General features: G+C 67.8%; 22 protein-coding genes and 1 riboswitch. Of the genes, 8 read left to right on the forward strand and 14 right to left on the reverse strand.

Annotated elements, in window-relative coordinates:
• Positions 1 to 138: 138 nt before the first annotated feature.
• On the forward strand, positions 139 to 1,473 hold the full coding sequence (locus tag FURADRAFT_RS12895; protein ID WP_008954604.1) for an aminotransferase-like domain-containing protein: 1,335 nt from the start codon (positions 139 to 141) through the stop codon (positions 1,471 to 1,473).
• Here FURADRAFT_RS12895 and ccoG read toward each other — a convergent pair.
• Entirely contained in the window at positions 1,460 to 2,821 is a 1,362-nt protein-coding gene (gene ccoG / locus FURADRAFT_RS12900; protein ID WP_008954605.1) for a cytochrome c oxidase accessory protein CcoG, read from the reverse strand. The genes FURADRAFT_RS12895 and ccoG overlap by 14 nt on opposite strands.
• A 212-nt stretch (positions 2,822 to 3,033) precedes the next feature.
• Entirely contained in the window at positions 3,034 to 3,753 is a 720-nt protein-coding gene (locus FURADRAFT_RS12905) for a GntR family transcriptional regulator (RefSeq protein ID WP_008954606.1), read from the reverse strand.
• A gap of 332 nt (positions 3,754 to 4,085) precedes the next feature.
• On the opposite strand from FURADRAFT_RS12905, the gene FURADRAFT_RS12910 reads away from it, so the two are divergent.
• Positions 4,086 to 5,558 carry an NCS1 family nucleobase:cation symporter-1 gene (locus FURADRAFT_RS12910; RefSeq protein WP_008954607.1) on the forward strand — a complete coding sequence of 491 codons (1,473 nt, stop codon included), beginning with the start codon at positions 4,086 to 4,088 and terminating at the stop codon, positions 5,556 to 5,558.
• Between the two features lie 94 nt (positions 5,559 to 5,652).
• Here the strand turns inward: FURADRAFT_RS12910 and FURADRAFT_RS12915 are convergent, their stop codons facing one another.
• Both FURADRAFT_RS12915 and FURADRAFT_RS12920 read right to left on the reverse strand, forming a co-directional pair.
• Positions 5,653 to 6,198 carry a YaeQ family protein gene (locus tag FURADRAFT_RS12915; RefSeq protein ID WP_008954608.1) on the reverse strand — a complete coding sequence of 182 codons (546 nt, stop codon included), beginning with the start codon at positions 6,196 to 6,198 and terminating at the stop codon, positions 5,653 to 5,655.
• A gap of 128 nt (positions 6,199 to 6,326) precedes the next feature.
• Entirely contained in the window at positions 6,327 to 7,223 is an 897-nt protein-coding gene (locus tag FURADRAFT_RS12920) for a LysR family transcriptional regulator (RefSeq protein WP_081455957.1), read from the reverse strand.
• Positions 7,224 to 7,326: 103 nt separating this feature from the next.
• On the opposite strand from FURADRAFT_RS12920, the gene FURADRAFT_RS12925 reads away from it, so the two are divergent.
• From FURADRAFT_RS12925 to FURADRAFT_RS12945, 5 genes are all read left to right on the forward strand, one after another.
• Positions 7,327 to 7,734 (forward strand): DoxX family protein, encoded by a 408-nt coding sequence (locus tag FURADRAFT_RS12925; protein ID WP_008954610.1) that lies wholly within the window; start codon positions 7,327 to 7,329, stop codon positions 7,732 to 7,734.
• A 38-nt stretch (positions 7,735 to 7,772) separates the two neighbouring features.
• Positions 7,773 to 8,555 carry a DODA-type extradiol aromatic ring-opening family dioxygenase gene (locus tag FURADRAFT_RS12930; RefSeq protein WP_008954611.1) on the forward strand — a complete coding sequence of 261 codons (783 nt, stop codon included), beginning with the start codon at positions 7,773 to 7,775 and terminating at the stop codon, positions 8,553 to 8,555.
• 401 nt (positions 8,556 to 8,956) lie between these two features.
• On the forward strand, positions 8,957 to 10,645 hold the full coding sequence (locus FURADRAFT_RS12935; protein ID WP_008954612.1) for a DEAD/DEAH box helicase: 1,689 nt from the start codon (positions 8,957 to 8,959) through the stop codon (positions 10,643 to 10,645).
• Positions 10,646 to 10,796: 151 nt separating this feature from the next.
• Positions 10,797 to 11,003, forward strand: a riboswitch (cobalamin riboswitch).
• A 149-nt stretch (positions 11,004 to 11,152) separates the two neighbouring features.
• Positions 11,153 to 11,350 carry a CbtB domain-containing protein gene (locus tag FURADRAFT_RS12940; RefSeq protein WP_008954613.1) on the forward strand — a complete coding sequence of 66 codons (198 nt, stop codon included), beginning with the start codon at positions 11,153 to 11,155 and terminating at the stop codon, positions 11,348 to 11,350.
• A 16-nt stretch (positions 11,351 to 11,366) separates the two neighbouring features.
• Positions 11,367 to 12,089, forward strand: a complete 723-nt coding sequence (locus FURADRAFT_RS12945; protein WP_008954614.1) for a CbtA family protein — start codon at positions 11,367 to 11,369, stop codon at positions 12,087 to 12,089.
• An 86-nt stretch (positions 12,090 to 12,175) separates the two neighbouring features.
• Here FURADRAFT_RS12945 and FURADRAFT_RS12950 read toward each other — a convergent pair whose 3' ends face one another.
• Together FURADRAFT_RS12950 and FURADRAFT_RS12955 are read right to left on the reverse strand one after the other, a co-directional pair.
• Complete coding sequence (locus FURADRAFT_RS12950) at positions 12,176 to 14,062, reverse strand: ribonuclease catalytic domain-containing protein (protein ID WP_008954615.1); 1,887 nt, start codon at positions 14,060 to 14,062, stop codon at positions 12,176 to 12,178.
• Between the two features lie 120 nt (positions 14,063 to 14,182).
• A complete protein-coding gene (locus FURADRAFT_RS12955) occupies positions 14,183 to 14,947 on the reverse strand; it encodes a DeoR/GlpR family DNA-binding transcription regulator (protein WP_008954616.1) in 765 nt (254 codons plus the stop codon).
• A gap of 113 nt (positions 14,948 to 15,060) precedes the next feature.
• Here FURADRAFT_RS12955 and glpK point away from each other — a divergent pair, with 113 nt between their 5' ends.
• Positions 15,061 to 16,545, forward strand: coding sequence for a glycerol kinase GlpK (glpK, locus tag FURADRAFT_RS12960; RefSeq protein WP_008954617.1), 1,485 nt, complete (start codon positions 15,061 to 15,063; stop codon positions 16,543 to 16,545).
• A gap of 239 nt (positions 16,546 to 16,784) precedes the next feature.
• Here glpK and FURADRAFT_RS21320 read toward each other — a convergent pair whose 3' ends face one another.
• From FURADRAFT_RS21320 to ppc, 8 genes are all read right to left on the reverse strand, one after another.
• A complete protein-coding gene (locus FURADRAFT_RS21320) occupies positions 16,785 to 17,891 on the reverse strand; it encodes a methyl-accepting chemotaxis protein (RefSeq protein ID WP_294867965.1) in 1,107 nt (368 codons plus the stop codon).
• Positions 17,892 to 18,080: 189 nt separating this feature from the next.
• On the reverse strand, positions 18,081 to 19,463 hold the full coding sequence (gene argH, locus FURADRAFT_RS12970; protein WP_008954619.1) for an argininosuccinate lyase: 1,383 nt from the start codon (positions 19,461 to 19,463) through the stop codon (positions 18,081 to 18,083).
• A gap of 121 nt (positions 19,464 to 19,584) precedes the next feature.
• Positions 19,585 to 20,583, reverse strand: coding sequence for a type IV pilus modification PilV family protein (locus FURADRAFT_RS20615; RefSeq protein ID WP_008954620.1), 999 nt, complete (start codon positions 20,581 to 20,583; stop codon positions 19,585 to 19,587).
• Positions 20,583 to 21,620: a pilus assembly PilX family protein gene (locus tag FURADRAFT_RS20725; RefSeq protein WP_008954621.1), complete on the reverse strand. Its 1,038-nt coding sequence runs from the start codon at positions 21,618 to 21,620 to the stop codon at positions 20,583 to 20,585. The genes FURADRAFT_RS20615 and FURADRAFT_RS20725 overlap by 1 nt, the downstream gene beginning before the upstream one ends.
• A 10-nt stretch (positions 21,621 to 21,630) precedes the next feature.
• Entirely contained in the window at positions 21,631 to 22,278 is a 648-nt protein-coding gene (locus tag FURADRAFT_RS12985; protein ID WP_008954622.1) for a PilW family protein, read from the reverse strand.
• Positions 22,272 to 22,805 carry a GspH/FimT family pseudopilin gene (locus FURADRAFT_RS12990; protein ID WP_008954623.1) on the reverse strand — a complete coding sequence of 178 codons (534 nt, stop codon included), beginning with the start codon at positions 22,803 to 22,805 and terminating at the stop codon, positions 22,272 to 22,274. The genes FURADRAFT_RS12985 and FURADRAFT_RS12990 overlap by 7 nt, the downstream gene beginning before the upstream one ends.
• A 2-nt stretch (positions 22,806 to 22,807) precedes the next feature.
• The gene (locus FURADRAFT_RS21075; RefSeq protein WP_008954624.1) at positions 22,808 to 23,236 is read right to left on the reverse strand and encodes a type IV pilin protein; all 429 of its coding nucleotides are present in this window, start codon (positions 23,234 to 23,236) and stop codon (positions 22,808 to 22,810) included.
• 274 nt (positions 23,237 to 23,510) lie between these two features.
• Positions 23,511 to 26,216 carry a phosphoenolpyruvate carboxylase gene (ppc, locus tag FURADRAFT_RS13000; RefSeq protein WP_008954625.1) on the reverse strand — a complete coding sequence of 902 codons (2,706 nt, stop codon included), beginning with the start codon at positions 26,214 to 26,216 and terminating at the stop codon, positions 23,511 to 23,513.
• Between the last annotated feature and the right edge of the window lie 135 nt (positions 26,217 to 26,351).

Raw genomic sequence — 26,351 nt, forward strand, 5'->3', positions numbered from 1 at the left:
TTATACGACCTCCGCCACACCGAGCGCGGACGCGTCGCGTGGTGGCCGGGCGGGCCTGGCTGGGGCACGCCCCTTCCGGCCGGGACGGGGGATTCTCCGCTACACTGCGGGTCTTTCCCGTTGTCTTGAAGTGGGCCGATGTCCAAGTACGCCACGCTGGTCGATTTTTTCGTTGCCGCCATCGAGCACGGCAGCTACCGCGCCGGCGACGCGCTGCCGTCGCTGCGCCGCCTGTGCGAGACCCACGGCGTCGGCATGAACACCGCCAAGCGCGCCTACTACGAGCTGGAGCGGCAGGGCTACGTCGAGGCGCTGCCGCGTGCCGGGTTCCGCGTGGCGCCGGGCGGCGCGGCACCGGCTTCGGCCAACCTGGCCGCGCTGTTGCCGTGGGGGTCGCCGTTCATCAATCCGGCCTTGTTTGACGGCCGTGCGCTGGCGCAGGCCTTCGTGCGCGTGCAGCGGCGCTACCCCGAACTGCTGGCGCGGCACGAACTGCTCGGGCTGGACGCGCTGCGGCGCCAACTGGCGCGCCGCTGCCACGCCGAGGGCATGGCGCTCGACTGGGACCAGCTCGTGATCACCTGCGGCGGCATGGAAGCGCTGGCGCTGGCGGTGCAGGTGGTGACGCACGCGCTGGCGGCGCCGTGCCTGGCGGTGACCACGCCGGCCTTCCCCGGTCTGTTGGGGGTGCTGGCGCAGCACGGCATCGCCACCCTGGCGCTGCCGGTCGGGCTCGACGGCGCGCTCGACCTGGCGCCCTTGGCGCAAGGGTTGGCCGAAGGCCGGGTGCACGGCATCGCGGTGATGGCCAACTTCCAGCATCCCACCGGGCATTGCCTGAGCGACGCCGCGCGCGATGCCTTGTGGCAGCTCGCCGAGCGCTACGACGTGCCGCTCATCGAGGACGACGCCTATCGCCAGCTGGCGTTCACGGCACCGGCCCCGGCGCCGTTCAAGGCGCGCGACACCGCCGGGCGGGTGCTGTACTGCGCCACCTTCTCCAAGTCGTTGGCACCCGGCTACCGTGTCGGCTGGATCGCGCCGGGGCGCTACCTCGACGCGGTGTGCCGGCTCAAGGTCAGCACCACGCTGGCCTCGCCGCTGCCCAACCAGATGGCGATCGCCGAACTGCTGGCCGACGGTGGCGACCCGCCCGGCCTGCGCCGGCTGTGCCAGCAGCTGGCCGACCGCGCCGCCGCGCTGCGCCAGGCGCTGGCGGATCGGCTGCCGCCGACGGTACGGCTGTCGCGCCCGCAAGGCGGCTACTTCCTGTGGCTGGAGCAGGACGAGGGGCCGGACAGCCAGACGCTGCTGGCCGAGGCGCAGGGGCACGGCCTGCACTTCGCGCCCGGCGCGCTGTTCCACCCCGACGGCGCCGGTCGCCGCGCCCTGCGCCTCAACCTGAGCTACGTCGAGCCCGGCCGGCAGCTCGCCGCACTGGACTGGCTGGCAGCGGCGCTCACTCGCCGATGAAGCTGCTGTCAGCGCTGACGTAGCGGTGCGGTGCGTCGACGGCGCGCAGCACGAAGCGCAACGGCTGGCTGCCGCGCTGTACCGCACCCGGATCGACTGCCACCCGCACCCCGACCGTGGCGACGGTGAGCGCCGGCACCAGCACCGGGGCGTCGTCGCGCAGGCGGGCGCCGGGCAGCCCCACCACCTCGACACGGAAGCGGTGCGCCTGCTCGTCGCCGTTCATCACCCTGAGGCTGTAGCTGTTTTCCAGCCAGCCGTCGTCGCCCTCCCGCACCAGCGAGGCGCGGTCGCGCAGCACGTCGAGCTTGTACGGCGTGTGGTTCAGCAGGCCGGCCGCCGTCAGCGCCAGCAGCATCGCCAGCAGCCCGCCGTAGACCAGCACGCGCGGGCGCTGCCAGAGGCGGCGCGGCCGCCCATCGCCGCCGTCCTCGGCGCGCTGGGTGGTGAAGCGGATCAGCCCGTGCGGCGCGCCGATCTTGTCCATCACCGCGTCGCAGGCGTCGATGCAGGCGGCGCAGCCGATGCACTCGTACTGCAGGCCGGCGCGGATGTCGATGCCGGTGGGGCAGACCTGCACGCACAGCCCGCAGTCGACGCAGTCGCCGCGCGCCACGCCGGGCTGGGCGTCCTTGCGCAAGGCGCCACGCGGTTCGCCGCGCGGCACGTCGTAGGCCACCAGCCGGGTGTCCGGGTCGAACATGGCGCCCTGGAAGCGTGCGTACGGACACATGTGCAGGCACACCTTCTCGCGCAGCACGCCGGCCAGCAGGTAGGTGAAGCCGCCGTAGAACAGCGCCCAGAACGCCTCCCACGGACCGATGGCGAGCGTGGGCAGGCCGGCCGCCAGTTCGCGCATCGGGCTGAAGTAGCCGACCAGGGTGAGCCCGGTCCACAGCGAGAACGCCGCCATCAGCACGTGCTTGCCGCCCTTGCGCATCACCTTGTTCAGACGCCACGGCGCGGCGTCGAGGGCGCGGCGCGCCGCCGGCTTGCCCTCGGTCCAGCGCTCGATCCACAGCATGATCTCGGTGTACACCGTCTGCGGACAGGAAAAACCGCACCACAGCCGGCCGGACAGCGTGGTCCACAGGAACAGCCCGAAGGCGCTCGCCATCAACAGCGCGGCGAGGTAGACCATGTCCTGCGGCAGCAGCGTCAGGCCGAACAGGTGGAAGCGCCCGCCCGCCAGGTCGAGCCAGACCGCCTGGCGACCGTGCCATGGCAGCCAGGGCAGGCCGAAGTAGAGCAGCTGGGTGACGACGACGAAGGCGACGCGCCAGGTGTTGAAGCGCCCGCGCGTCAGGCGCGGGTAGAGCTTGATCGGTAGGGCTGGGACTGTGGACATGGCAACACCATCATGAAACGGGATGGCGTCAGGGTAGGCGGGGCGGGGCCGGCGCATAAGGCACAGCGCGCGGGAAAATGACGGGCACAGGGCCGAGTGGGGGCTGCGGCGGGGTGTTGCCGGGGTTGGCGGCGGCGCCGGCCTGGTAGCTGCACGGCCGGCGGGGCGAGGGGCGGGCGTCGCCAGGCCCCCCGCGGCGTGCCAGGCGGCCGCTAGCCGTCCATCTCGCTGAAGATCTTCTTGAAATCGGGCTCGCTGTCTTCCTCCGGCGACATGTCGAGCGCCGACTCCACTTCCTTCAGATGCTGCGACATCCACGCCTTGGCCTGGGCCGCGTCGCCGGCCTCGAGCAGGGCGATCAGCGCGTCGTGGCTGTCGCATTTGCAGTCGGCGCTCCACGACGAACCGTACACCGCGATGATCAGCGACGAGCGCGACACCAAGCGCACCAGGAAGTCGGTCAGGTCGTCGTTGCCGGCGATGCTCAGCAGGCGCACGTGGAACTGGCCGGACAGCTTGATGGCCTGGCGGTGGTCGCGTACGCGCTGCGCCTCGTGTTCCTGGCGGGCGATCTCCCTGAGCTCAGCGATATCGCTGGGGCGGATGTTCGCGATCACCTGGTCGAGCGTGCCCACTTCGATCAGCTGGCGCGCCGCAAAAATATTCTTCGCCTCGGCGATGGTGGGCTTGGCCACCGTCGCGCCGCGCTTGGGCAGGATCGTCACCAGGCGCTCCAGCGCCAGGCGCTGCAGTGCCTTGCGGATGACGGTGCGGCTGACCTCGAAGCTCTCGGTCAGCGCGTCTTCCGGCAGTTTCATGCCCGGCTGCAGGCGGTGCTCGATGATCGCGGTGAACAGCCGCGCGTATACCAGTTCGTCCTTGGTGCCTTCCTCACCCCGTTGGGGATGAGCGGGTGATAGTCCCCGAAGCATGGTTGCTCACTCCTTGATGTCGTCTATAGGACCCTGGCCACTATCTTAACCCGCAAACGGCGCCGAACCCATGGCGCCGGCAAATTTGTTTGTGTACCAAATTCTATTGAATGGTATACAACTATTTCGACAATGGCTGTGCGGAATGTCGCTGCCCATGCCCGAGCCGCCCGAGGTGTGTCAGAAAAACCTCAGTAAAAACAGTGCGCTAGCTTGGTTATTACTGCGTATACGAAAATGTTATTGTTGCGTGTACGAAATCTGCTAACAATGAAGAGCAACAAGGCCAGCAAGAGCCTCTAAGACTAGCAAAACTGCAAAGGAGAATTTCGATGCACCAACCGCATTCCCCCGGCCACGCCGGCCAGTGTCCGCAAGGCTACAGCGAGCGGCTCTACAACGAAGACCTCGGTCCGCTCAAGGACCAGCATTGGAACTGGTACAACATCTTCGCCTTCTGGATGTCGGATGTGCACAGCGTCGGCGGCTACGTCTTCGCCGGCAGCCTGTTCGCGCTGGGCCTGGCGAGCTGGCAGGTGCTGGTGTGCCTGCTCATCGGCATCGGCATCGTGCAGTACGTGGCCAACAAGATCGGGCGGCCGAGCCAGCAGGGCGGCATTCCCTACCCGGTGGTGTGCCGCATGTCGTTCGGCGTGTTCGGCGCCAACATTCCGGCGGTGATCCGGGGGCTGATCGCGGTGGCCTGGTACGGCATCCAGACCTACCTCGCCTCCTCGGCGCTGGTGATCGTGGTGCTGCGCTTCTTCCCGGAACTGGCGTACCTCGGCCATATCAAGTTCGCCGGGCTGTCGGCGCTGGGCTGGATGGGGTTCATGACGATGTGGGCGCTGCAGGCGCTGGTGTTCTGGCACGGCATGGAGGCGATCAAGAAGTTCATCGACTGGGCCGGCCCGGCGGTTTACGCCGTGATGCTCCTGCTGATGGCGTACATCGTGTACAAGGCCGGCTGGCACAACATCAACTTCGACCTCAGCACCAAGCGCCTGACCGGGCTCGACGCCGCGTGGCAGATGGTGCTCGCCGTGGTGCTGGTGGTGTCCTACTTCTCCGGGCCGACGCTGAACTTCGGCGACTTCACGCGCTACGCCAAGAGCATGGACGAAGTGAAGCGGGGCAACTTCTGGGGGCTGCCGGTCAACTTCCTGCTGTTCTCCATCGTCACCGTGGTGGTGATCTCGGGCACGCTGCCGGTGTTCGGCAAGCTGATCGAGGACCCGATCGAGACCGTCGGCCTGATCGACAACACCACGGCCGCCGTGCTGGGCGCGCTGACCTTCATCACCGCCACCATCGGCATCAACATCGTGGCCAACTTCGTGTCGCCGGCGTTCGACTTCGCCAACGTCAACCCGCAGAAGATCAGCTGGCGCATGGGCGGCATGATCGCCGCGGTCGGTTCGATCTTCATCACGCCGTGGAACCTGTTCAACTCGCCGGAAGTGATCCACTACACGCTCGACTCGCTCGCCGCCTTCATCGGCCCGCTGTACGGCATCGTGCTGGTGGACTACTACCTGGTGCAGAAGCGCCGCATCGACGTCGACGCGCTGTACAGCGACAAGCCGGGCAATACCTACTGGTACGAGAACGGCTACAACAAGGCCGCGATCAAGGCGCTGGTGCCGGCGGCCGTGCTCGCCCTGATCTGCTCGCACACCCCGGGTCTGAGAGAGTACCTCGGCCACTTCGCGCTGTTCATCGGCGGTTTTGCCGGGGCGCTGCTCTACCGGAAGCTGGGACGTTGTCCCGAGGCGATCAGCAAGATGGTGTTAAGCCGTTCCTGAGTCTTCTCCTTGGTACCTATCTCGAACGGTGGTTTACGCGGCAGCTCTGGCTGCCGCTTTTTTTTACCGGTCGGCGGAGGCGCCCCGGGCGGGCTCAGCGCGCGTCTTTCAGCGCGACGAACTCCACCAGCACGTTGTGCACGTTGTCCGACAGCCAGATCTGGCCGTCCTGGATCGTCACCTGCAGTTGCATGCTGCGTTCGGCCAGTGCCGTCAGCGCGGTCAGCGTGTCCGGGCTGATGCCGGCGACGTGCAGATGCTCGAAGCGGCTGGCCTTGCCCTCCATGCCTTGCCACCAGATGTCGGCGGCGCGTCCGCCGTAGCTGTAGATCCACACCGCGTCGGCGCGGCCGCAGGCCTTGCGCAGGCGCTTCTCGTCCGGCTCGCCCAGCTCGATCCACAGTTCGATCTCGTCCGAATAGTTCTTCTGCCACAGGTCCGGCTCGTCATCCTCGCTGATGCCCTTGGTGAACGTCAGCGTGTCGCTGGCGTGGCGCGCAAACGCCACCAGCCGCAGCATCATGCGTTCGATGGTTTCCGACGGGTGCAGGGCGAGGGTGAGGTTGTGACTGGCGTAGTAGCTGCGGTCCAGGTCGGTGATGTTGAGTTCGGCTTTGTAGATGGTGGCTTTGAGTGCCATGGTCGGGTCCGGTTGCGGGCAGTTGATGGAGGAAGCGCGCTAGTGTAGCGGTTCTGAAGGTCAAGAACCTACCCCCATCGCAGAACGAGCCAAGGCGCAAAGGCGCTGCCGACTCATGGCACAGGTGCTCAGTAGGCGTCCCAGTCGGGCTCCCCGGCGAAATGATCGGCCAGGAAATCGACCAGCGCGCGCACCTTGCGCGGCAGGTACTGGCGGTGCGGGTAGAGCGCGTAGAGGCGGAATTCGGGCAGCGGGTAGCCCTCCAGCAGCGGCACCAGCCGGCCGCTCTTGAGGTCGTCGCCGAGCAGGAAGGTCGGCTCGCAGATGATGCCCATGCCGTGGCGCGCCGCGTCCACCAGCAGGTCGCCGTTGTTGGCGGCGAGCGGGCCGGAGACCTTGACCCGTTCGCTGCCGAAACGCCATTCGTCCACCGGCTCGCTCAGGGTGTAGCGCAGGCACCGGTGACGGGCGAGTTCGGCGGGCGTGGCCGGGGTGCCGTGGCGCGCCAGGTAGGCCGGCGCGGCGCACACCACCACCCGTACCGGCGCCAGCGCGCGCGCCACCAGCTGGCTCTGGCCGAGGTCGGTGGTGATGCGCAGGGTCAGGTCGACACCGTCCTCCAGCATGTCGCGCTGGCGGTCTTCCAGCAGCAAGTCCACCGTCAGGCGCGGGTAATGGGCGTTGAACTCGGCCAGGATCGGCCCCAGCCGGCGCACGCCGAACGCCAGCGGCGCGCTGACGCGCAGCGTGCCGACCGGCTCGCGGCTGGTTTCGGCGGCCTGCGCCTCGGCTTCGTCGACCTGGGCCAGGATGCTGGCCACCCGCGCCAGATAGTCCGCGCCGCTCTCGGTCAGCGCCAGCCGGCGCGTGGTGCGGTTGAGCAGGCGCGTGCCCAGGTGCTCTTCGAGCCAGCTCACGTACTTGCTGGCCATGCCGCGCGACAGGCCGAGCTTGTCCGAGGCCAGGGTGAAGCTGCCGCCGTCGGCCACGGCGTGGAACACGCGCATGGCGGTCATCAGGTCCATGATTGTTTCTTGTAAAGAATCAATATTATGAAATATGGCGGGTTTATCGGTTGAATGGCAAGCGTTTTAATGGTGACCATAAACCACCCACCGGAGAACCACCATGATCGACACCCGCACCGCTCCCTACGCCGCCTTCCTGCTGCGCCTGAGCCTCGGCCTGATGTTCCTGGCCCACGGCCTGACCAAGCTGTTCGTGTTTACCCCGGCCGGCACTGCCCAGTTCTTTGCCTCGCTCGGCCTGCCCGGCTTCGTCGGCCCGCTCACCATGGTGGCCGAGATCGGCGGCGGCGTGTTGCTGATCCTTGGCGTGGGCGGGCGCCAGGTGGCGCTGCTGCTGAGCCCGGTGCTGCTGGGCGCCACCCTGCTGGTGCATCTGGCCAACGGCTGGGCCTTCACCAACCCGGGCGGCGGCTGGGAATACACCGCCTTCCTGAGCGCGGTGGCGCTGAGTGTGGCCCTGCTTGGCGACGGCGCCTTCGCCCTCAAGCCGCTCGGCCGTCGCACCTGACGCGGCGTATCATCGACTAAAGACCCAAGGAGAACACCATGTCCCGTCTGCCCAGCCTGTTCATCTCGCACGGCGCCCCGACCGTACTGATCGACGGCTCGCCCGCGCCGGCCGCCTGGCGGCGCTGGGCCGACGCCCACGACCGCCCGCGCGCCATCGTCAGCCTGTCGGCGCACCGCCCGGCACGGCAGCCGGGTGCCGGCAGCGCGGCGCACTGGCGCACCGTGCACGATTTCGGCGGCTTCCCGGAACAGCTCTACCGGCTGCAGTACCCGGCACAGGGCGAACGCGCCCTGGCGGACGACATCGACCGCCGTCTCGCCGCCGCCGGCTTCGCGGTGCAGCCGGACGAGCGCCCCGGTCTCGACCACGGTGCCTGGGTGCCGCTGCTGGCGATGTACCCCGACGCCGACATCCCGGTGGTGACCCTGCCGGTGCTGCCGGCGGCGGACGCCGCCACCCATTACCGGCTCGGTCAGGCGCTGGCGGGGCTGGGCGAGGAGGGCGTGCTGCTGGTGGGCTCGGGCAGCCTCACCCACAACCTGTACGAAGTGGCGTGGAACGCCGGCCCCGAAGCGTGGGCGCTGGAATTCCAGAGCTGGATGCTCGAGCGCTTGGCCGAAGGCGACGTCGACGCGGTGCTGGACTGGGAACGGCAGGCGCCGCAGGCGCGGCGCAACCATCCCACCGCCGAGCACCTGTTGCCGCTGTTCTTCGCGCTCGGCGCCGGCGGCACGCCGCGCAGCGTGCTGCATAGCGGCATGGAGCACGGCAGCATCGCCATGGACGCGCTGGCGTTTGGTGAGAACCTATCCCATTAAGCGACTGCGCCTTCGTATCTTGAGTGCCGGCAGTACTGCGTGCGAATTCATCGCTGAGCCAATCTCTGCGTGCAAATCTTTGATTTGCCCAGCGATAGATTGGCACGCAGGAATTCGCTTAGCGATACGGAGTCCTCATGTACACCGTGTCCATTCCGGTTCCTGTGCGCTGGCGGCACTCAACCTGCTTTGGTTCGCTCGCCTACTGGGATAGGTTCTGAGCGTTTACTGTCGGCAGCGGGTTCCACTGTCGCGCCAACCCCTGTACACTGTCGCCTTCCCGCGTCGTGCCAATCGGCGCGCGGTCTAGCTTCAACGCCGAAGCCCCCGCATTTTCCATCATCGACGTCTGCCTGGATTGGTGTCGCACAACCTGCGATTGGGCCGTCGCTGGAGTTTTCATGTTCGAAATCAAATTTACCGACCTCGGCCTGTCCGAGCCCCTGTTGCGTGCCGTGGCCGAAACCGGCTACACCACGCCCACCCCGATCCAGGCGCAGGCCATTCCGCAGGTGATCAAGGGGGGCGACCTCTTGGCCGCAGCCCAGACCGGCACCGGCAAGACCGCAGGCTTCACCCTGCCGCTGCTGCACCGCCTCGGCCCGGCGCCGACCCACCTCAAGGGCCGTCCGCGCGCCCTGGTGCTGACGCCGACGCGCGAACTGGCGGCGCAGGTGGAAGAATCGGTGCGCACCTACGGCAAGTACCTGCCGCACAAGTCGATGGTGATGTTCGGCGGGGTCGGGATCAATCCGCAGATCGCCGCGCTCAGGAAGCCGCTGGACATCCTGGTGGCCACGCCGGGCCGTCTGCTCGACCACGCCGGTCAGAAGACCGTCGATCTGTCCGGGGTCGAGATCCTGGTGCTGGACGAAGCCGACCGCATGCTCGACATGGGGTTCATCCACGACATCAAGAAGGTGCTGGCGCTGCTGCCGGCCAAGCGTCAGAACCTGCTGTTCTCGGCGACCTTCTCCGACGAGATCAAGGTGCTCGCCGACCGCCTGCTGAACAACCCGCAGCTGGTCGAAGTGGCGCGCCGCAACACCGCCAACGAGTTGGTCGAGCAGAAGGTGCACCTGGTCGACCGCGACAAGAAGACCGAGCTGCTGACCCACCTGATCAGCCAGGGCGACTGGCACCAGGTGCTGGTGTTCACCCGCACCAAGCACGGCGCCAACCGCCTGGCCGAGAAGCTCGACAAGAGCGGCATCACCGCTGCGGCGATTCACGGCAACAAGAGCCAGAACGCGCGTACCAAGGCGCTGGCCGACTTCAAGGCCAACACGCTGCAGGTGCTGGTGGCCACCGACATCGCCGCGCGCGGGCTGGACATCGACCAGCTGCCGCACGTGGTCAACTTCGAGCTGCCCAACGTGCCGGAAGACTACGTGCACCGCATCGGCCGCACCGGCCGCGCCGGTAACGAGGGCGAGGCGGTGTCGCTGGTGTGCGTGGACGAGTTCAAGTTCCTCAAGGACATCGAGAAGCTGATCAAGAAAGACATCCCGCAGTTCACCGTTCCCGGCTACGAGGCCGATCTGACGGTGACGCCGGAGCCGATCCTGATGGGTGGCCAGCGTCGTGGCCAAGGCCAAGGTCAGGGGCAGCGTCAGGGCCAGGGAGCGCGTCAAGGCCAGGGAGCCGCGCGTCAGGGCCAGTCCCAGCCGCGTCAGGGTCAAGGCCAGGGCCAGGGCCAAGGCCAAGGCCAGCGCCGTGGCGGCGACGGCCAGGCCGGCAACGCACGTAGTAGCGCCGGCGCCAGCGGCGGCCAGAATGGGCGTCGCCACGAGCATGCCGACGGCGCGCGCCAGCCGGGTGCCCGTCCGCCCAAGAGCAACACCGGTTCCCAGCAGCCCAAGGGGCGCCATACCGCGCCGGCCAACGGCCAGCGTGGCGAGCCCAACGGCAACGTGATGCCGCCGCCGCCGAAAGAGGTGAACGGCAACGTGATGCCGCCGCGCGGCAAGCCCAACAACGGCAACCAGCGTCCGGGCAGCAGCCGCCCGGGCGAGGCGCGCCGCAGCAAGCCGGCGGGCGGTCGCCAGACCGCCGCGCTGTTCGCGCCCAAGCGCGACAGCAACCGCTGACGCTCCGCCCGCGTCCGCGCCAGACCGCTACCCGCTTGCCGGGGGCGGTTTTTTTTCGCCCGGCCCAACTGGTCCCGCTTCCTATGCATTTTGACCGTGCCGCCGGTGCGCTTCTGCTATCCTTAAGCAGCTTTCGGTGTGCCCCGGTCCGGATCGGCCCGGGGCTTGAGGTTTCCCGCCGTCTGGGGAACTTCAACGGGAAGACGGTGTGCCGATCGGCAAATCCGTCGCTGCCCCCGCAACGGTAATCGAGTCAGCGTCGGCAACACGCCACTGGGGTCGCACCCGGGAAGGCGCCGGCGTGGGAGCGCGCTCCCGGCTCGTGAGCCCGGAGACCGGCCGAAGGCGACGACGCTATGCACCGCGGAGGGCGGTGCGCTTAACGTTTCTTCCAGTGTGCCCCTCCCTTACCCTGCCGCGCCATCGTCGGTCCATCGCTGTGCGGCGGCTTGCCGCCAACCGACACCGCGAGACAGGGGGGGCCATGGAAAGACCCAGGAGATAGACATGCAGTTGCACAAATCCGCCGCTCGACCGATCGGCCAGCTCGACCCCGCCAGCGCCGCGCGCTGGAAAGCCCGTTCCGCCGCGCTGTGCGCCGCGCTGCTGGGCGCGGTGATCCTCTACGGCGTCGGCTTCGCGCCGGGCATCGCCCACGGCGAGAGCCACGATACGCGCCATACCATGGGCTTCGTCTGCCACTGACCGGCGAAGGGTTGTCATGTTTGCACGTATTGTTGCCCTGTCGCTGCTGGCCGGGCTGCTGGCCGGCGTGGTGGCGACGCCGGTCCAGCTGGCGCTGGTCCAGCCGCTGATCGAGCAGGCCGAAGGCTACGAGCAGCAGCTCGAGGCCGCCACGGCGCACGTTCACGCGGCGCACGACGCCGTGGCGGCCGAGGGACACTCGCACGAGGCGATGGCGAGCGAGGAGCCGTCCGACGACAAGACGCACCGCGCCGTCGCCACCGCGGTCTCGATCACGCTGGCGGCGATGGGCTACGCCCTGCTGCTGGGTGCGGTGCTGTCGCAGTTCGGCCACATCGACTGGCGGCGCGGCCTGTTGTTCGGCGCGTTGGGCTTCGTGGTGTTCCAGCTGGCGCCGGCGCTGGGCCTGCCGCCGGAGCCGCCGGGCGTGCCCGCGGCCGACCTGCAGCAGCGCCAGCTGTGGTGGCTGCTCACCGTCGCCTGCACCGCCGGCGCGCTGTTCGGGCTCCATCGCGCCTGGAGCCAGCGCCGCCTGCGGTGGGCGGCGGGTGCGCTGGCGCTGGCGGCGCTGCCGCACCTGGTCGGCGCGCCGGTACTGGCCGAGGTGCACACGCTGGTGCCCGCGCGCCTGATGAGCGACTTCATGCTGGCGGCGCTGGCCTCCGCGGCGGTGCTGTGGCTGGCACTGGGCGGCGTGCTGGGGGGGCTGTTGCAGCGCTTCCCGGTGGAATCGCGCTAACCGCTTGGTCGTCTCGCAAAGAAAAAGCCCCGGAAGCGATTCCGGGGCTTTTTTGTTTCTCAAGGTTGGCCGAAGCCGGCCTGCGCTCACACCGTGCTGTCTTCCTCGACCGGCACGTCCTCGTGGCCGACCTTGCCGGCGTAGCGCAGCTCGATCTCCTGCGTCAGCTCGTCGATGCGGATCACCGCCAGGCGTACCTTGTCGCCGCTCGCCAGTTCCGGCAGGCCGGGCACGCGCAGGCGCAGCGGCAGGCCGTCGATGCGCACCAGGTCTTCCTTGATCAGCGTCGCGGTCGGCTCGGTGACGCCCTCCTGGCTGAACCAGCGCAGGCACCAGAAGTGCTCCATGCGGTCCTGGAAGGCGAGGTAGGCGCTGTAGGTGGCGTCGAAGTCGCGCAGGATGGCGAACAGCATGGCGTTGCCCTGCTCGAACTCGGGCTTGTCGCCGCGGATCATCGCGGTGAGCTGGCGCTGGTTGACGAAGTCGGTGGCGCGGCGCAGCGGCGAGGTGGACCAGGCGTACTGCGCCACGCCCAGGCCGATGTGCGGCTCGGGACGGGTGGTCATGCGCACCTTGCCCATGCTTTGCGCGCGGTACATCGCCGGGATGTCGGCTTCGGCCAACATGCGGCCCCACTCGCTGTTGGCGAGGATCATCAGCTCGGACACCAGTTTGTCCATCGGCGCACCGCGCTTGCGCAGCGTGATCTGCACCTTGCCGTCGACCACGTTGAAGTTGTAGTCCATCTGCACCGGACGCGTCGGGTCGTACTTGCCGCGGCGCTTCTCCAGCGCGTTGGCGAACTGCCACAGCCAGGTCAGCTCATGCTTGAACGCGTAGTCCGGCCCGCCGTCCGGGCGCGCCAGGGTGTCTTCGTTGAACACCTGTTCCAGCTGGTCATGGCGCAGGTTGGCGGCGATGGTCACGCGCTCGATGCGGCTCTCGTAGCCGACCGGCTCGAACTCCGGCGTCACCTCGACGTACAGGCTCACCGCCGGGCAGGCCTGGCCTTCCTTCAGCGTGAACTGTTCGACCAGCTCGTCCGGCAGCATGGTGATCTTGTCGCCGGGGAAGTACACCGTGGAGAGGCGCTGGAACACCAGTTTCTCGATGTCCGAACCGGGCGCCACGCCCAGCGTCGGCGCGGCGATATGGATGCCGACGCGCTGGTTGCCGTTGGGCAGCACGACCAGCGACAGCGCGTCGTCGATCTCGGTGGTGGCGGCGTCGTCGATCGAGAACGCGGCCACCTCGGCGAGCGGCAGCTCGTCGTCGCCCGGCAGCGTCGGCGCGGCGTACTGGCCGAAACCGGTGCCCTTGGGGAAGTACTCGAGCAGGAAGCCCGCCATCAGGTAGTCCGGCACCGAGGGGATGCCGCCGACCGCGGCCGCCAGCCGCACCGGGGGCAGGTTGCGCTCGCGGCAGGCCTGGTCGAAGGCCTTGAACTCCAGCGTGTTCTTGTCCGGGCGGAACAGCAGCGTCATCAGCTGGGCACGGATGGCGTCCGGCAGGCGGCCGGATTTCAGCTCGGTCACCCAGGCGTCGATCTGCTCCTGCTCGCGCTTCTTCTTCTCGATGCCGGCCAGCGCCGCCTTCAGCGACTCTTCCGGTGCCGCCTTGAAGCGCCCCTTGCCCTTCTTGTAGAAGTACATCGGCGCCTCGAACAGGCGCTGGATGATGGCGGCGGCTTCGGCCGCGCTCGGGGTGTGGCCCCAGTAGTCGGCGGCCAGCGCCTCGAAGCCGAATTCATCCTGGCCGCTCACTTCCCACAGGAAGTCGACGTCGATCTCGGCGGCCAGCTTCTCGACCGCCGGCAGGAACTCGGCCAGCGTCGAGTTGAATTCCAGCATCACGTTGGCCGACTTGATCTTGGCGCGTTTGCCGTGGAGGGTGTCGACCTGCAGGCTGGCGTCATTGCGGGACACCACGGCGCCCACCTTGAAGCTGCCGCTTTCTTCGTAAAAAACGTTCATGGCGCGTCAGGCTTGTTGTTGCTTGCAAACGCTGCAGTATACCAGCAGGGGCCGGGGCGCCGCGGCGCCGGCGTAAAAAAGCCCGCGCGCGGCGGGCTTTGGCCGGGAGCCGGTTGCCGCCTATTCTGCAAGGTACAGGCGCACGTTGTGTTCGGACATCATCTTGGCCAGCGGCTCGGGCGGGGTTTCGTCGGTGAACACGGCGTGGAATTCGCTGATGTGGCCCATGCGCACCAGCGCGTTGCGGCCGAACTTGCTGTGGTCGGCGGCGAGGTAGCGATGGCGCGCGTTGTTCATCATCGCCTGCGCCACGCGCACTTCGCGGTAGTCGAAGTCGAGCAGCGAGCCGTCCGGCTCGATGCCGGAGACGCCGAGGATGGCGTAGTCGACCTTGAACTGGTTGATGAAGTCGAGCGTGGCGACCCCGGTGATGCCGCCGTCCGAAGCGCGCACCACGCCGGAGGTGATCAGCACGTTGAAGTCCGGGTTGGTCGACATGATCGATGCCACGTGAATATTATTGGTGATCACGCGCAAGCCCTTGTGGCTGGCGGTGAGCGCCTGGGCCACGGCCTCGATGGTGGTGCCGATGCTCATGAACAGCGAGGCGTGGTCCGGGATGTTCTCGGCGATCATGTCGGCGATGTACGCCTTCTCGCTCTGCAGCTTGCCCTTGCGCGCCACGTAGTCTTCGTTCTCGACGCTGCTGCCGAGCGCGGCGCCGCCGTGGTAGCGGCGCAGCAGGTTTTCCTCGCACAGCTGGTTGATGTCGCGGCGGATGGTCTGCGGCGTGACGTCGAGCAGGCGGGCCAGTTCCTCGATCGGCATGAAGCCGTTTTCGCGGACCAGTTGCAGAATCTTTTCGTGGCGGGGGGAGCGGCTCATGTTGGTTCGATTCCGAAAATCTGTCGTCTGTTAATTAACATATTTCGCCGCCCGCGGGCAAATCGGGGCGCGATTTTGTCGGCGCCGCGCGCCAATCGCAAGGAGTTCGGCCTATGACGGCAACACTGCTGGTAATCGACCAGGGCACCACCAGCACCCGCGCCATGCTGTTCGACGCCGGGGGCCGGGTGCTGGCCCGCGCCCAGCGCGAGCTGCCGCAGCACTTTCCTCAGCCGGGCTGGGTGGAGCACGAGCCGGAGGACATCTGGCGCGACACGCTGGCGCTGGCGCGCGAGGTGCTGGCGCACGGGGCCACCCCGGTGGCGCTGGGGCTCACCAACCAGCGCGAGACCACGCTGTTGTGGGAGCGCGCCAGCGGCCGGGTGCTGCATCGCGCCATCGTGTGGCAGGACCGGCGCACCGCCGAGCACTGCGCGGCGCTCGCCACGCCGGACAACGCCGCGCTGGTGAGCGCCCGAACCGGCCTGGTGCTCGACCCCTACTTCTCCGCCAGCAAGCTCGCCTGGCTGCTCGACCAGGTCCCCGGCGCGCGCGAACGCGCCGAGCGCGGCGAGCTGGCGTTCGGCACCGTCGATAGCTTCCTGCTGTGGCGCCTGACCGAAGGTCGGGTGCACGCCACCGACGCCAGCAACGCCGCGCGCACCTTGCTGTTCAACATCCACACCCAAGAGTGGGATGACGAGCTGTTGGCGCTGTTCGCCATCCCGCGCGCGCTGCTGCCGGAGGTGCGCGACAACGTCGCCGACTACGGCGTCACCACCTTGTTCGGCCAACCCCTGAAGATCACCGCGCTGGCCGGCGACCAGCAGGCCGCCACCGTCGGCCAGGCCTGCTTCGAGCCGGGCATGATCAAGTCCACCTACGGCACCGGCTGCTTCCTGGTGCAGAACACCGGTAGCGAGGTGCTGGCGTCGCGCCACCGCCTGCTGTCGACGGTGTGCTACCGGCTGGAAGGACGCACCACCTACGCGCTGGAAGGCAGCATCTTCGTCGCCGGCGCCGCGCTGCAATGGCTGCGCGACGCGGTACGGCTGATCCACTCGGCCGGCGAGAGCGAAACGCTGGCGCGCCAGCTGGCCGACACCGGCGGCGTCTATCTGGTGCCGGCGTTCACCGGGCTCGGCGCGCCGTACTGGGACCCGCTGGCGCGCGGCGCCATCATCGGCCTGACGCGCGACTCCGGCATCGCCCACATCGTGCGCGCCGCGCTGGAGTCGGTGTGCTACCAGACGCGCGACCTGATGGAGGCGATGCAGGCCGACGGCGCGGCGCGCCCCGCCAGCCTGCGCGTCGACGGCGGCATGGTCGGCAACGATTGGCTGATGCAGTTCCTGGCCGACATGCTGGCGGTGCCGGTGGAGCGCGCGACGGTGAGCGAAACCACCGCGCTCGGGGCGGCGTTCCTGGCGGGGCTGGGGGCGGGGGTGTACGGCTCGCTCGACGAGCTGGCGGCGCTGTGGCGGCGCCAGCAGCGTTTCGAGCCGGGCATGAGCGAGGAGCGGCGCGCGGTGCTGTATCAGGGCTGGCGGGTGGCGGTGGCGCGCACCCTGAGCCAGCCGGAAAGCCTGGCCCGTTAGGCGGTAGCGCCGGCGTCTCGTGAGGCTGGCATCCGGGCGATGGCACCATCGCCACACGATGCGCTGCTTTCCTCGCCACGTCAGTGCCGAACCCCATCGACCATCGTCCGACGGGGGTCGCCTTGCTCTTCCCATCCTACGCTTCAGGCGACGTCCGGCCGGCTTTGGTGCGCGCCGACTGGCATCGGCGCTGGGGGGTAAGCGGGCGGGCCGGCAGAACGTCGGCCCGCGGGGCAGGGTCAGCGGCCGGCCGGCGCCTGCTCGGACAGCATGCGGGTGAGGCCGCTCATCACCGCGGCGTTGGCCTGTTCCATCGCCGCCAGTTCGGTCAGCGCCTGCTCGAAGCGCCCGGCGTAGAACAGCTCCACGGCGCGGCGGGCGTGCTCGTGCACGTTGCGGTGCGGCGCTTCCAGCGCGGCGTAGCCGGGCAGGCGAGAGAAGCTTTCCTTGCCCTCGCCGCCGTAGTACCACTGGCCGAGGCGGCACTGCGTTTCGTCCGGCAGCGCTTCCGGGCGCGTCTTGGCGATGCCCATGAACACCTTGTACACCTCGAGCTTCACGGTCAGTTCGTCGAGGTTGGCGAGTTCGACGCCGGACAGCTGCGCCGCCGCGGCGATCGCCTTTTCCATCTGCTGCGACAGCGCGAACAGGCGCTGCATGCTGCCCACCGCCTCCTGGCTCTCCGCCGAGAAGCGGCTGGCGTCGTCGGCGCCCAGCTGCATGGTCTGCTTGGCGCTCTGCGTTTCGCCCTGGATGGTGCCGACCAGCCCGGCGATCTCGGTGGTGGCCTTGGCGGTGCGTTCCGCCAGCTTGCGCACCTCGTCCGCCACCACGGCGAAGCCGCGGCCCGATTCACCGGCGCGGGCGGCTTCGATCGCGGCGTTCAGCGCCAAGAGGTTGGTCTGGTCCGCGATGTCCTTGATCAGGCGCACGATGCCGCCGATCTCCTCGGCCTGCTGGTAGAGCGCCTCGACGTTGGCCGAAGCCTGCTGGATGCGCTCGAACATGCTTTTCAGGTTGGTGGCGATGCGTTCGAACCCCTGGCGGTTGGCGTCCGATTGCGCCGCCACGTCGCGCGCCGAGCGCTTTTCCTGGCTCAGCGAGTCGGCCAGCTCGAGGAAGGACTGGCGCACGCCGTCGAGGGTGTCGCCGAAGCGCCCGACGTTGGTGAACACTCCTTGCAGCATGGTGCGCTCGCGCTGCAGCCGGGCCAGTTCCTCGGCCTGCTCGGCGTGGGCGCTTTCCATCTGGGCCAGCCGCTGCTTCAGCAGGGCGTTCTCCTGCTGCAGGCTGGCGTTGGTGGTTTCGGATTGCTGCAGGGCGGTGCGAGTTTTGCTGAATAACACGGTGTCTCCCGGGTGCAAGGCGCGGTGGTGACGCGTCGAATAGGCATTCATCTTACCGAGTTATGCGGCGGAAGAAATTGACCCGGATAAAATAATCCCGGACCGTTGCGGTTTCGCGACCGGCGCGCAAGAAAAAGGCCGGGAGACGACTCCCGGCCTGTGTCCTTGTCCTGCTCGTATCGCAGCGCTTCAGCCGGCCAGGCGCGCGCGGTGGCGGGCGATCTGTGCGCGCACCTGGTTCGGCGCGGTGCCGCCGACGTGGTCGCGCTGCGCCAGCGAGCCTTCCGGCGTCAGTACCGTGAACACGTCCGCCTCGATCAGCGGCGAGAACTCGCGCAGCTTGTCCAGGCTCAAGTCGGCCAGATCGACGCCTTGGCCTTCGGCAAAGCGTACCGCCAGCGCCACCACTTCGTGGCTGTCGCGGAACGGCAGGCCCTTCTTCACCAGGTAATCGGCGAGGTCGGTGGCGGTGGCGAAGCCCTGCAGCACGGCGGCGCGCATCGCCTCTTTCTTCACCGTGATGCCGCGCATCATGTCGGCGTAGATGCGCAGCGTGTCGATCAGCGTGTCGGCGGTGTCGAACAGCGGCTCCTTGTCCTCCTGGTTGTCCTTGTTGTAGGCCAGGGGCTGCGCCTTCATCAGCGTCACCAGCGCGATCAGGTGGCCCACCACGCGGCCGGATTTGCCGCGCACCAGTTCCGGCACGTCCGGGTTCTTCTTCTGCGGCATGATCGACGAACCGGTGCAGAAGCGGTCGGCGATGTCGATGAAGCCGACGCGCGGGCTCATCCAAAGGATCAGCTCTTCCGACAGGCGGGACAGGTGCACCATCACCAGCGAGGCGGCGGCGGTGAATTCGATGGCGAAGTCGCGGTCGGACACGGCGTCGAGCGAGTTGTGGCAGACGTCGTCGAAGCCCAACAGCTGCGCGGTGTAGTGGCGGTCGATCGGGAAGGTGGTGCCGGCCAGCGCGGCGGCGCCCAGCGGCAGGCGGTTGACGCGCTTGCGGCAGTCGGTCATGCGCTCGGCGTCGCGGGAGAGCATCTCGACGTAGGCCAGCATGTGGTGGCCGAAGGTCACCGGCTGCGCCACCTGCAGGTGGGTGAAGCCCGGCATCACGGTGTCGGCGTTGGCTTCGGCCAGGTCCAAGAGGCTCTGTTGCAGCTCGGCGATCAGCACCACGATGGCGTCGATCTGGGCGCGCAGCCACAGGCGGATATCGGTGGCGACCTGGTCGTTGCGCGAGCGGCCGGTGTGCAGGCGCTTGCCGGCGTCGCCGATCTTGTCGGTCAGGCGGCGCTCCACGTTCATGTGCACGTCTTCTAGGTCCACGCTCCATTCCAGGCGGCCGGCACGAATGTCGTCCAGGATCTCGGCCATGCCCTGGCGGATCGCCGCCACGTCGTCGTCGGACAGTACCCCGGCCTTGTTCAGCATGGTGGCGTGGGCCAGCGAGCCCTCGATGTCGAACTCGGCCAGACGTTTGTCGAAGTCGACCGAGGCGGTGTATTTCTTGACGAGTTCGGAGACCGGCTCGGAGAAGCGGCCGGACCAGGCGTGGCTGTCTTGCATGGCGGTGGATACCTGAGGAGTTAGGCAAAGGGGAAGCGGTAATTATAGGGGAAAAGCGGGCTATAGCGGGTAGCCCGGATCGGCTACCCGCCCACAATGCGACGGCAGGGGGACTCGTGACTTAGAAAGAATGGCTAAGGGAGCCGCAGCTGGCCGCGCTGGACCAACTGGCCGCGCTGTTGCCCGAGCCCTTGCTGTCGGTGATGGTGATGGTCGTGTCCTTGGCGGCGGACGACGTGCAGGTCCAGGACTTGCCGCTGGTATTGCTGCACGTGCCGGAGCTGGCGGTGATGCTGGAGGCACCGGTCTGGGCGGTGATGCTGAAGGTCGTGGAGCACTGGAACGTCACCGCGTTGCTGGCGCAGTTGGCCGCCGGAATCGACGCGGTGGCATAGCCCTTGTCGTCGCTGATGGTGACGCTGGTGCCGGAGCTCGCGGTGGTGCTGCAGGTCCACGATTGCCCGCTGCTGTGGCTGCAGGAAACCGGACTGCCGCTGATGGTGGACGAGCTCGAGGTGGCGGTGACGCTGTAGCTGGTGCTGCAGGTCGTGACGGGGGTGCCGGTATCGGTTCCTGTCCCCGTTCCGGTATCGGTTTCTGTGCCGGTACCACTGTTGGTCCCCGTTCCCGTGCCGCTATCGCTGCCTGTGCCGCTGCTGCCGGTCCCGGTATTGCTCCCGGAGCCGCTGCTCACCGTGGCGATCACGGCCGCCGAGCGCGCCGGATCGATGCTGCTGATGCGGCTGGTGAGCACGGCGCTCTGGCTCTGGTTGCGGCTGTCGGTCCAGCTGACCGTGACGGCCACGTCCTTGTAGGCCGGGCTGGTCGAAGCGGTGATCGTCCAGCGACGGCTGTAGTTGGCGCTGCTGCCGCTGCCGGTCGCGGCGTTGACGCTGTCCGAGCCGCTGGCGATGCTGGCGTAGGCGGTGTAGCGCAACTCGTCGAGCTTCTTCTCCGCCTGTACCACGGCCTCGCTGCGCTCCTTGGCGGCGGCGCTGCCGTTCATCACCTTGCCGTAGAGGTTGCCGACGGCCAGGAGACCCCCCCCCAGCACCACCAGAGTGATCAGGATTTCGAGCAGGCTGAAGCCGCGCTGGCGCCGTTGGCTCGCGATGCGCATCAGAAGTCCCTCCATGAGGCCACCACCTTGGCCACGTTCACGACCTGGTAGTTGCTGGACGTGGTGGCTCCGCTCCACGGGTAGAAGTCGGTGTTGGCGCTCAGCTTGGTGATGCTGCCTTCCGAGACAATGCTGCCATGGAGGGTGGTATTGCCCCAACCCTGGTTGCTGCCGCATTCGGCGGCGTAATAGACGATGCCCCAGATGGTGACGTTGCCGTTGATCTTGGGGCAGCCGGCGCCGGTGTCGAAGATCAGGATGGCGGGGCTGGTGGATGTGCCGAGATCGTCGTGCCAGTTGCCGGAGTAGGGGTTGCTGCTGTCGTAGTAGAGGATGTTCACTCCGTCGGCCAGCGCCTTCATGTCGGCCTTGGAGGTGGCGAACACGTAATCCCAGGCGCTGCTGGAGAAGGCGGTCTGCTGCATAACGCCGCCATTGAGGCCGAGGTGGCCATTATCGAGGCAGCTGGTGGCCTGCGACGACTGGATCACGACGTCGCCGTTATTGACCGGGTGCATGTCCGGGTTGCCGGTGACGCCGCTCAGGCAGCCATTGATCACCAAGGGCGGGATGCTCACGCTGTTGAACTGCACGCGGTTGAGATAGACCTTTTCGCGCACCGTGGCAGTGGCGTCGCCGTTGCTGGTTTCGGTGGCGATGGCCTGCACTTCGATGATGCTCGGCGTGGCCGAGTTGCGCCACATGCTGATGGTGACGCTATGGCCGCCGATGGTTTGCGGGTTGGCGAGCGACAGCGTGGCCTTCTGGTTGTTGCCGGAGGGGCCGGTGGCATCGGCCGTCCAGCTGGTGGCGCTGTTGCTCGGGGTGTTCAGCCAGGAAATGCCGTACTCGGCCCCGCCGCGCGCCGCCTCCAGCGCCTTGGCCTGGAAGTAGTGGTTGTTGCCGGTCTTGAGCTCGAGCAGCATGCCCGAGCTGGTGTTGAAGACCAGCAGGCTCACCATGAACAGCATGATCAGGGCGACGGCCAGGGTGGCGAGGCCGTGCTGGCGCGAGGGCGGGTAGGGGCGGGATCTCATCGGGCGTGCCTCAACTGGCCTGGAACAGGTCGTTTTCCAGCTTGACGGTTTCGCTCAGCGTCTGTCTGACGCTGCTGTCGCTCTTCAACTGGCCGGCCAGGGTGATGGTGACGGTGCGCGACAGCACGTTGGGACCGGACGAGCCGCTCTGATAGTAGGGCGTCAAGGCCAGGCTGAAGGTGAGCGTGGTGACGCTGGTGACGTTGCTGTCGGACAGCGCCTCCCAGCTGTTGTTGGCGCCCGGGGTGCAGTTGTAGCTCGTGCCGCCGCTGCGCAGCATGACCGTGCCGCTGCTGAGCAGCACGCCGTACTTCTCGTCGTTGCCCTGGCTGCCGTCGCCGTTGCGGTCGTAGCTGTACAGGATGCAGCCGGCGGTCGCGGTGTTCACCGTGCCGAACGGGTTGCTGTACGCGGCCGCACCGACACCGACGCCGCTGCTGGCGTTGCCCCAGTAGCCGGCGCGGCGCACGTCGCGGCTGATCAGCAGCAGGATGGCGCGCAGCTCCTGGTCGAGGCGGGCGGCCTTCATGGTGCTGGTGTTGCTTTTCAGGCTGGTGGTGAGAAAGCTGGTCATGCCTAGCAGCAGCACCAGGCCGAGGCCGACCGAGACCATCAGCTCGATCAGCGAGACGCCGTGTTGTCGGGAGCGGGTCAGCATGACGGGTAGGCACTGGTGAAGCCGCTGCCGGCGGGGGAGCACAGGCTGACGCGGCCGAGCAGCGCCAGGCTGACCCTGGCCTCTTTGCCCTGCGTCGATTGCAGGGTGACGGCGCCGGCGCTCGTGGCGACGCCGCGCACCGGGTCGAAGCCGGTCTGGCTGGCGGCAAAGGTGATGCTGGCGGCGTCGGGGATCGACACCTTGCTGAAGTCGCTGGCGCTGACCCGCTTCAGCGCGCAGTAGTTGGCGGCGGCGCTGTTGGTCACGCTGCAGTCGCAGGCGCTGCTGCCCCGCACCAGGCCGTAGCACCAGGCACTGCCGCTCTGGAAGCTGACGGTGACATTCTGGTTGTTGCGGATGGCTTCCGAGCGGCCGAACTGCAGGTCGGCGTACAGCGTGTCGGCGGCCGAGGTAAGCCGGCCGCGGTCGATGAGGTCGTTGAACGACGGCACCGCCAGCGACAGCACGATGGCGAGCACCGCCAGCGTCACCAGCAGTTCGATCAGGGTGAAGCCGTGGCCGCGCATCGTCACTTGCTCCAGCACGCGCTCGGGGTGGTGGTCAGCATGGCGCCGGATTGTTGCAGCGTGAGCGTGGTGCAGCCGTTGTCCGAGGCTTGCGAGGTGCCGCTCACCGCGGTGGCGGTGACGGCGTAGCCGGTGCCCGAGACGCTGCTTACCGCCAGCGTGTAGTAGCCGCTGTCGCTGGCGGAGCTCATGCCCAGCTGCGCCAGTGTGCCGTAACTGCTGTTGTTGGCGCGGTATTTTTCCTCGGCAAGCTGGATGGCGCGCATGGCGGTCGTGGCGTCGCTGCGGCGGCCTTTCTGCACCGAGCTCTGGTAGGCCGGTACGGCGATCGCCGCAAGGATGCCGACGATGACGAGCACGATCAGCAGTTCGATCAGGGTGAAACCGGCACAGCGGCCGAGCGGGGAGGGCGGTTTTGTCTCAGTGTTCATTTTTTCTTATTAATCATGGCTTGATTTGCTTTGTTTTATTAATTATTTCAATGATTTAAGCGTAATGCTAAATGGTTTTTATGGCGGGTACCATATTCCCATATGACTATTTGATTTGAAGTTGATCTGGCGCAGAAGGCGTGTGGCAGGGGGCGCTACGTTGACCGTGGCCAAGCTCGGATCGGCGTCGGGCCAGCGCCGGCCCTGTGTCGCGACGGCAAGAAAAAACGGCAGCCCGCGGGCTGCCGTCGTGTGTGCAGGTTGGCCGAAGAGCTCAGCCGCTGTTCCTCAGCCCGGCCGAGATGCCGTTGATGGTGAGGTGGATGGCATACAGCGCCTCGGCGTCCTCGGGCTGCTCGCGCAGGCGGCGCAACAGCTCGGTCTGCAGCAGGTTGAGCGCGTCGAGGTAAGGCAGGCGGATATCCAGGCTGCGCCCCAGCGTCGGGTTCTTTTCCAGCAGCTTCTGCTGGCCGCTGATGGCGAAGAACGCCTGCTGGGTCTTGTGCCACTCCTCGCTGATGCGGCCGAACAGGTTGTCGGCCAGGCGGCGGTCCGACACCAGGTCGGCGAAGCCCTTGGCGATGTTGAGGTCGCCCTTGGCCATCACCTGCTCCATGTTGGACAGCACCACCTGGAAGAACGGCGAGGAGGCATAGGCCTGCTGCAGGCGCGCCAGCCCTTCGTCGCCGTGGCGGCCGAGGTAGGCCGACACCGCCGAGCCGAAGCCGTACCAGCCCGGCAGCATCACGCGCGACTGCGCCCAGGAGAACACCCACGGGATCGCGCGCAGGTCGCGGATCGAGTTCAGGCTCTTGCGCGAGGCCGGGCGGCTGCCGATGTTGAGCTTGGCGATGGCGCTGATCGGCGTGGCCTCGAGGAAGTACTGCATGAAGCCCGGGGTCTCGACCAGTTCGCGGTAGGCGGTGAAGGCGTGGCCGGAGAGTTCGTTGAACACCTCCTCGTCCACCGCGTGGCAGGCGTGCGGCGACAGGCTGGCTTCCAGCGTGGCGGCCACCAGCGCCTCGAGGTTGCGCGCGCCGATGTCCGGGTCGGAGTACTTGGAGGCGATCACCTCGCCCTGTTCGGTGATGCGGATGCGCCCGGCCACGCTGCCGGCCGGCTGCGCCATGATGGCCTCGTAGGACGGGCCGCCGCCGCGCCCGACCGAACCGCCGCGGCCGTGGAACAGCTTGAGCTTGACGCCGGCGGCGGCAAAGCTCTGCACCAGGCGCTGCTCGGCCAGGTAGAGCTCCCACTGGCTGGTGAGGTAGCCGCCGTCCTTGTTGCTGTCGGAGTAGCCCAGCATCACCTCCTGGATCATGCCGCGGCTCTTCAAGAGCTGCTGGTACCACGGCAGCGCGAACAGCGCGTCCATCACCAAGGTGGCGTTCTGCAGGTCGGCGATGGTCTCGAACAGCGGCACCAGGTTGATGCTGGCCTGCGGGATGCCGTTGTCGAGGCGGATCAGCCCGGCTTCCTTCAACAGCAGCGCCAGCGCCAGGATGTCGCTCACCGTGGCGCAGTTGGAAATGATGCTCTGGGCGATGGCATCCACGCCGAATTCACGCTGGATGCGCGCCGCCTCGCGGAAGATCGCCAGTTCCTTCTCGGCCTCGGCGCTGTAGGTCAGGTAGGGCGAGTAGAGCAGGCGCGGCGTGGCCAGCTCGCGCAGCAGCACGCGCACCCGCGCCGCCTCGTCGAGCGCCACGTACTCTTCCAGCCCGGCGCGCGCGAACAGTTCACCCACCACCGCCTCGTGGATGGCGGCGTGCTGGCGCATGTCGAGCGGCATCAGGAAGAAGCCGAACACGTCGAGGCTGCGCAGCAGGCGGCCCAGGCGGCCTTCGGCCAACAGGCCGCTGCCGTGTTCCCTGAGCGAATCGACCAGCGCCTGCAGGTCGGCCACCAGCGCGGCGCAGTCGGCGTAGGGCTCGCCCAGCGTCCAGCGCCCGCGCGACTCGACGCCGAGGCGTGCGGCGCTGGCCGAGAGCCGGCCTTCGATGGTGGCGAGCGCGCGGCGGTACGGTTCCTCGCGGCGGCTCTCGGCCAGGTCCGGCGAGGCCGCCGACAGTGCTTGCACCGCGGCGCTGACGCTGACGTGGCGCTCGGACAGCGACAGCTCGCGATACAGTCCGGCCAGTTCGTAGAAATAGTGGCGGAACGCTTCCTCGGCCTGACGCGTGATGGCATGACGCATCACGCCGGCGTCGACGTTGGGGTTGCCGTCGCGGTCGCCGCCGATCCAGCTGCCGACGCGCAGGAAGGACGGCAGTTCGACCTGTTGCTCCCAGTGGTCGGCGATGAGACGGCCGAGGCGCTCGTACAGCTTGGGCATGGCGCTGAAGAAGGTCAGCGGATGGTAGGCCACGCCGTTTTCGATTTCGTCGCGGATCGACAGCTTGAACGGACGGATCTCCGAGGTCTGCCACAGCGTCAGCATGACGCGCTTGAGCTTGGCTTCCAGCTCGCTCTCTTCTTCCGGGGTCAGCTCCGGCGAGTTGAGCTGGGAGAGGAACTTGCGCACCGCGCGGTGGCCGTCGAGCACGCTCTGGCGCTGCACTTCGGTCGGGTGCGCGGTCAGCACCGCCACCACCGAGGCGTCGGCCAGGGTGGCCGCCAGTTGGCCGAAGTCGACGCCGTCCTGCTTGAGGCGCGCCAGGGCGCCGGCCAGGCTGCCCTGTTGCGGCGCCGAGCCGGCGATCTGGTGGGCGCGGCGGCGGCGCGTGTGGTGCAGGTCCTCGGCGATGTTGAAGAGCTGGGAATACAGGCCGCAAGCGCGTACCAGCGCGGTGGTGGCGCCGGGCGACAGGCGCTCCAGCACCGAGCGGCTACGCTCGCCGCCGGTCAGCGCGTCGGCCGGAATGGCGCGCACCTCTTCGTATACCTGCTCGCCTTCCTGTTCGAGCAAGACCTCGCCGAGCAAGCGCTCCAGCCGCGCGATGCTCGCTCGTAGGGGGAGGTCCTTGTCCTGGTCCGTCATTCGATTACTCCGTCTGTAGTGTGAAGTGTGAAGTTATTTTTGTCGCTTGCGGCTTGCTGTCCGGGCGCCGTCGCCCGACGGTCGTGCGGCGTCACTCTAATTATGTCAAGAATAGTGCCATGTCCCCCGCGCTCC

The organism is Pseudogulbenkiania ferrooxidans 2002 (assembly GCF_000174355.1).
Taxonomy (GTDB): Bacteria; Pseudomonadota; Gammaproteobacteria; order Burkholderiales; family Chromobacteriaceae; genus Pseudogulbenkiania; species Pseudogulbenkiania ferrooxidans.

What these genes read in the sequence shown, in the direction of transcription:
- FURADRAFT_RS12895 (WP_008954604.1), top strand. Translation starts at nt 139, where the DNA reads ATGTCCAAGTACGCCACGCTGGTCGATTTTTTCGTTGCCGCCATCGAG.
- ccoG (WP_008954605.1), bottom strand. Translation starts at nt 2,821, where the DNA reads ATGTCCACAGTCCCAGCCCTACCGATCAAGCTCTACCCGCGCCTGACG.
- FURADRAFT_RS12905 (WP_008954606.1), bottom strand. Translation starts at nt 3,753, where the DNA reads ATGCTTCGGGGACTATCACCCGCTCATCCCCAACGGGGTGAGGAAGGC.
- FURADRAFT_RS12910 (WP_008954607.1), top strand. Translation starts at nt 4,086, where the DNA reads ATGCACCAACCGCATTCCCCCGGCCACGCCGGCCAGTGTCCGCAAGGC.
- FURADRAFT_RS12915 (WP_008954608.1), bottom strand. Translation starts at nt 6,198, where the DNA reads ATGGCACTCAAAGCCACCATCTACAAAGCCGAACTCAACATCACCGAC.
- FURADRAFT_RS12920 (WP_081455957.1), bottom strand. Translation starts at nt 7,223, where the DNA reads ATGGACCTGATGACCGCCATGCGCGTGTTCCACGCCGTGGCCGACGGC.
- FURADRAFT_RS12925 (WP_008954610.1), top strand. Translation starts at nt 7,327, where the DNA reads ATGATCGACACCCGCACCGCTCCCTACGCCGCCTTCCTGCTGCGCCTG.
- FURADRAFT_RS12930 (WP_008954611.1), top strand. Translation starts at nt 7,773, where the DNA reads ATGTCCCGTCTGCCCAGCCTGTTCATCTCGCACGGCGCCCCGACCGTA.
- FURADRAFT_RS12935 (WP_008954612.1), top strand. Translation starts at nt 8,957, where the DNA reads ATGTTCGAAATCAAATTTACCGACCTCGGCCTGTCCGAGCCCCTGTTG.
- FURADRAFT_RS12940 (WP_008954613.1), top strand. Translation starts at nt 11,153, where the DNA reads ATGCAGTTGCACAAATCCGCCGCTCGACCGATCGGCCAGCTCGACCCC.
- FURADRAFT_RS12945 (WP_008954614.1), top strand. Translation starts at nt 11,367, where the DNA reads ATGTTTGCACGTATTGTTGCCCTGTCGCTGCTGGCCGGGCTGCTGGCC.
- FURADRAFT_RS12950 (WP_008954615.1), bottom strand. Translation starts at nt 14,062, where the DNA reads ATGAACGTTTTTTACGAAGAAAGCGGCAGCTTCAAGGTGGGCGCCGTG.
- FURADRAFT_RS12955 (WP_008954616.1), bottom strand. Translation starts at nt 14,947, where the DNA reads ATGAGCCGCTCCCCCCGCCACGAAAAGATTCTGCAACTGGTCCGCGAA.
- glpK (WP_008954617.1), top strand. Translation starts at nt 15,061, where the DNA reads ATGACGGCAACACTGCTGGTAATCGACCAGGGCACCACCAGCACCCGC.
- argH (WP_008954619.1), bottom strand. Translation starts at nt 19,463, where the DNA reads ATGCAAGACAGCCACGCCTGGTCCGGCCGCTTCTCCGAGCCGGTCTCC.
- FURADRAFT_RS20615 (WP_008954620.1), bottom strand. Translation starts at nt 20,583, where the DNA reads ATGCGCATCGCGAGCCAACGGCGCCAGCGCGGCTTCAGCCTGCTCGAA.
- FURADRAFT_RS20725 (WP_008954621.1), bottom strand. Translation starts at nt 21,620, where the DNA reads ATGAGATCCCGCCCCTACCCGCCCTCGCGCCAGCACGGCCTCGCCACC.
- FURADRAFT_RS12985 (WP_008954622.1), bottom strand. Translation starts at nt 22,278, where the DNA reads ATGCTGACCCGCTCCCGACAACACGGCGTCTCGCTGATCGAGCTGATG.
- FURADRAFT_RS12990 (WP_008954623.1), bottom strand. Translation starts at nt 22,805, where the DNA reads ATGCGCGGCCACGGCTTCACCCTGATCGAACTGCTGGTGACGCTGGCG.
- FURADRAFT_RS21075 (WP_008954624.1), bottom strand. Translation starts at nt 23,236, where the DNA reads ATGAACACTGAGACAAAACCGCCCTCCCCGCTCGGCCGCTGTGCCGGT.
- ppc (WP_008954625.1), bottom strand. Translation starts at nt 26,216, where the DNA reads ATGACGGACCAGGACAAGGACCTCCCCCTACGAGCGAGCATCGCGCGG.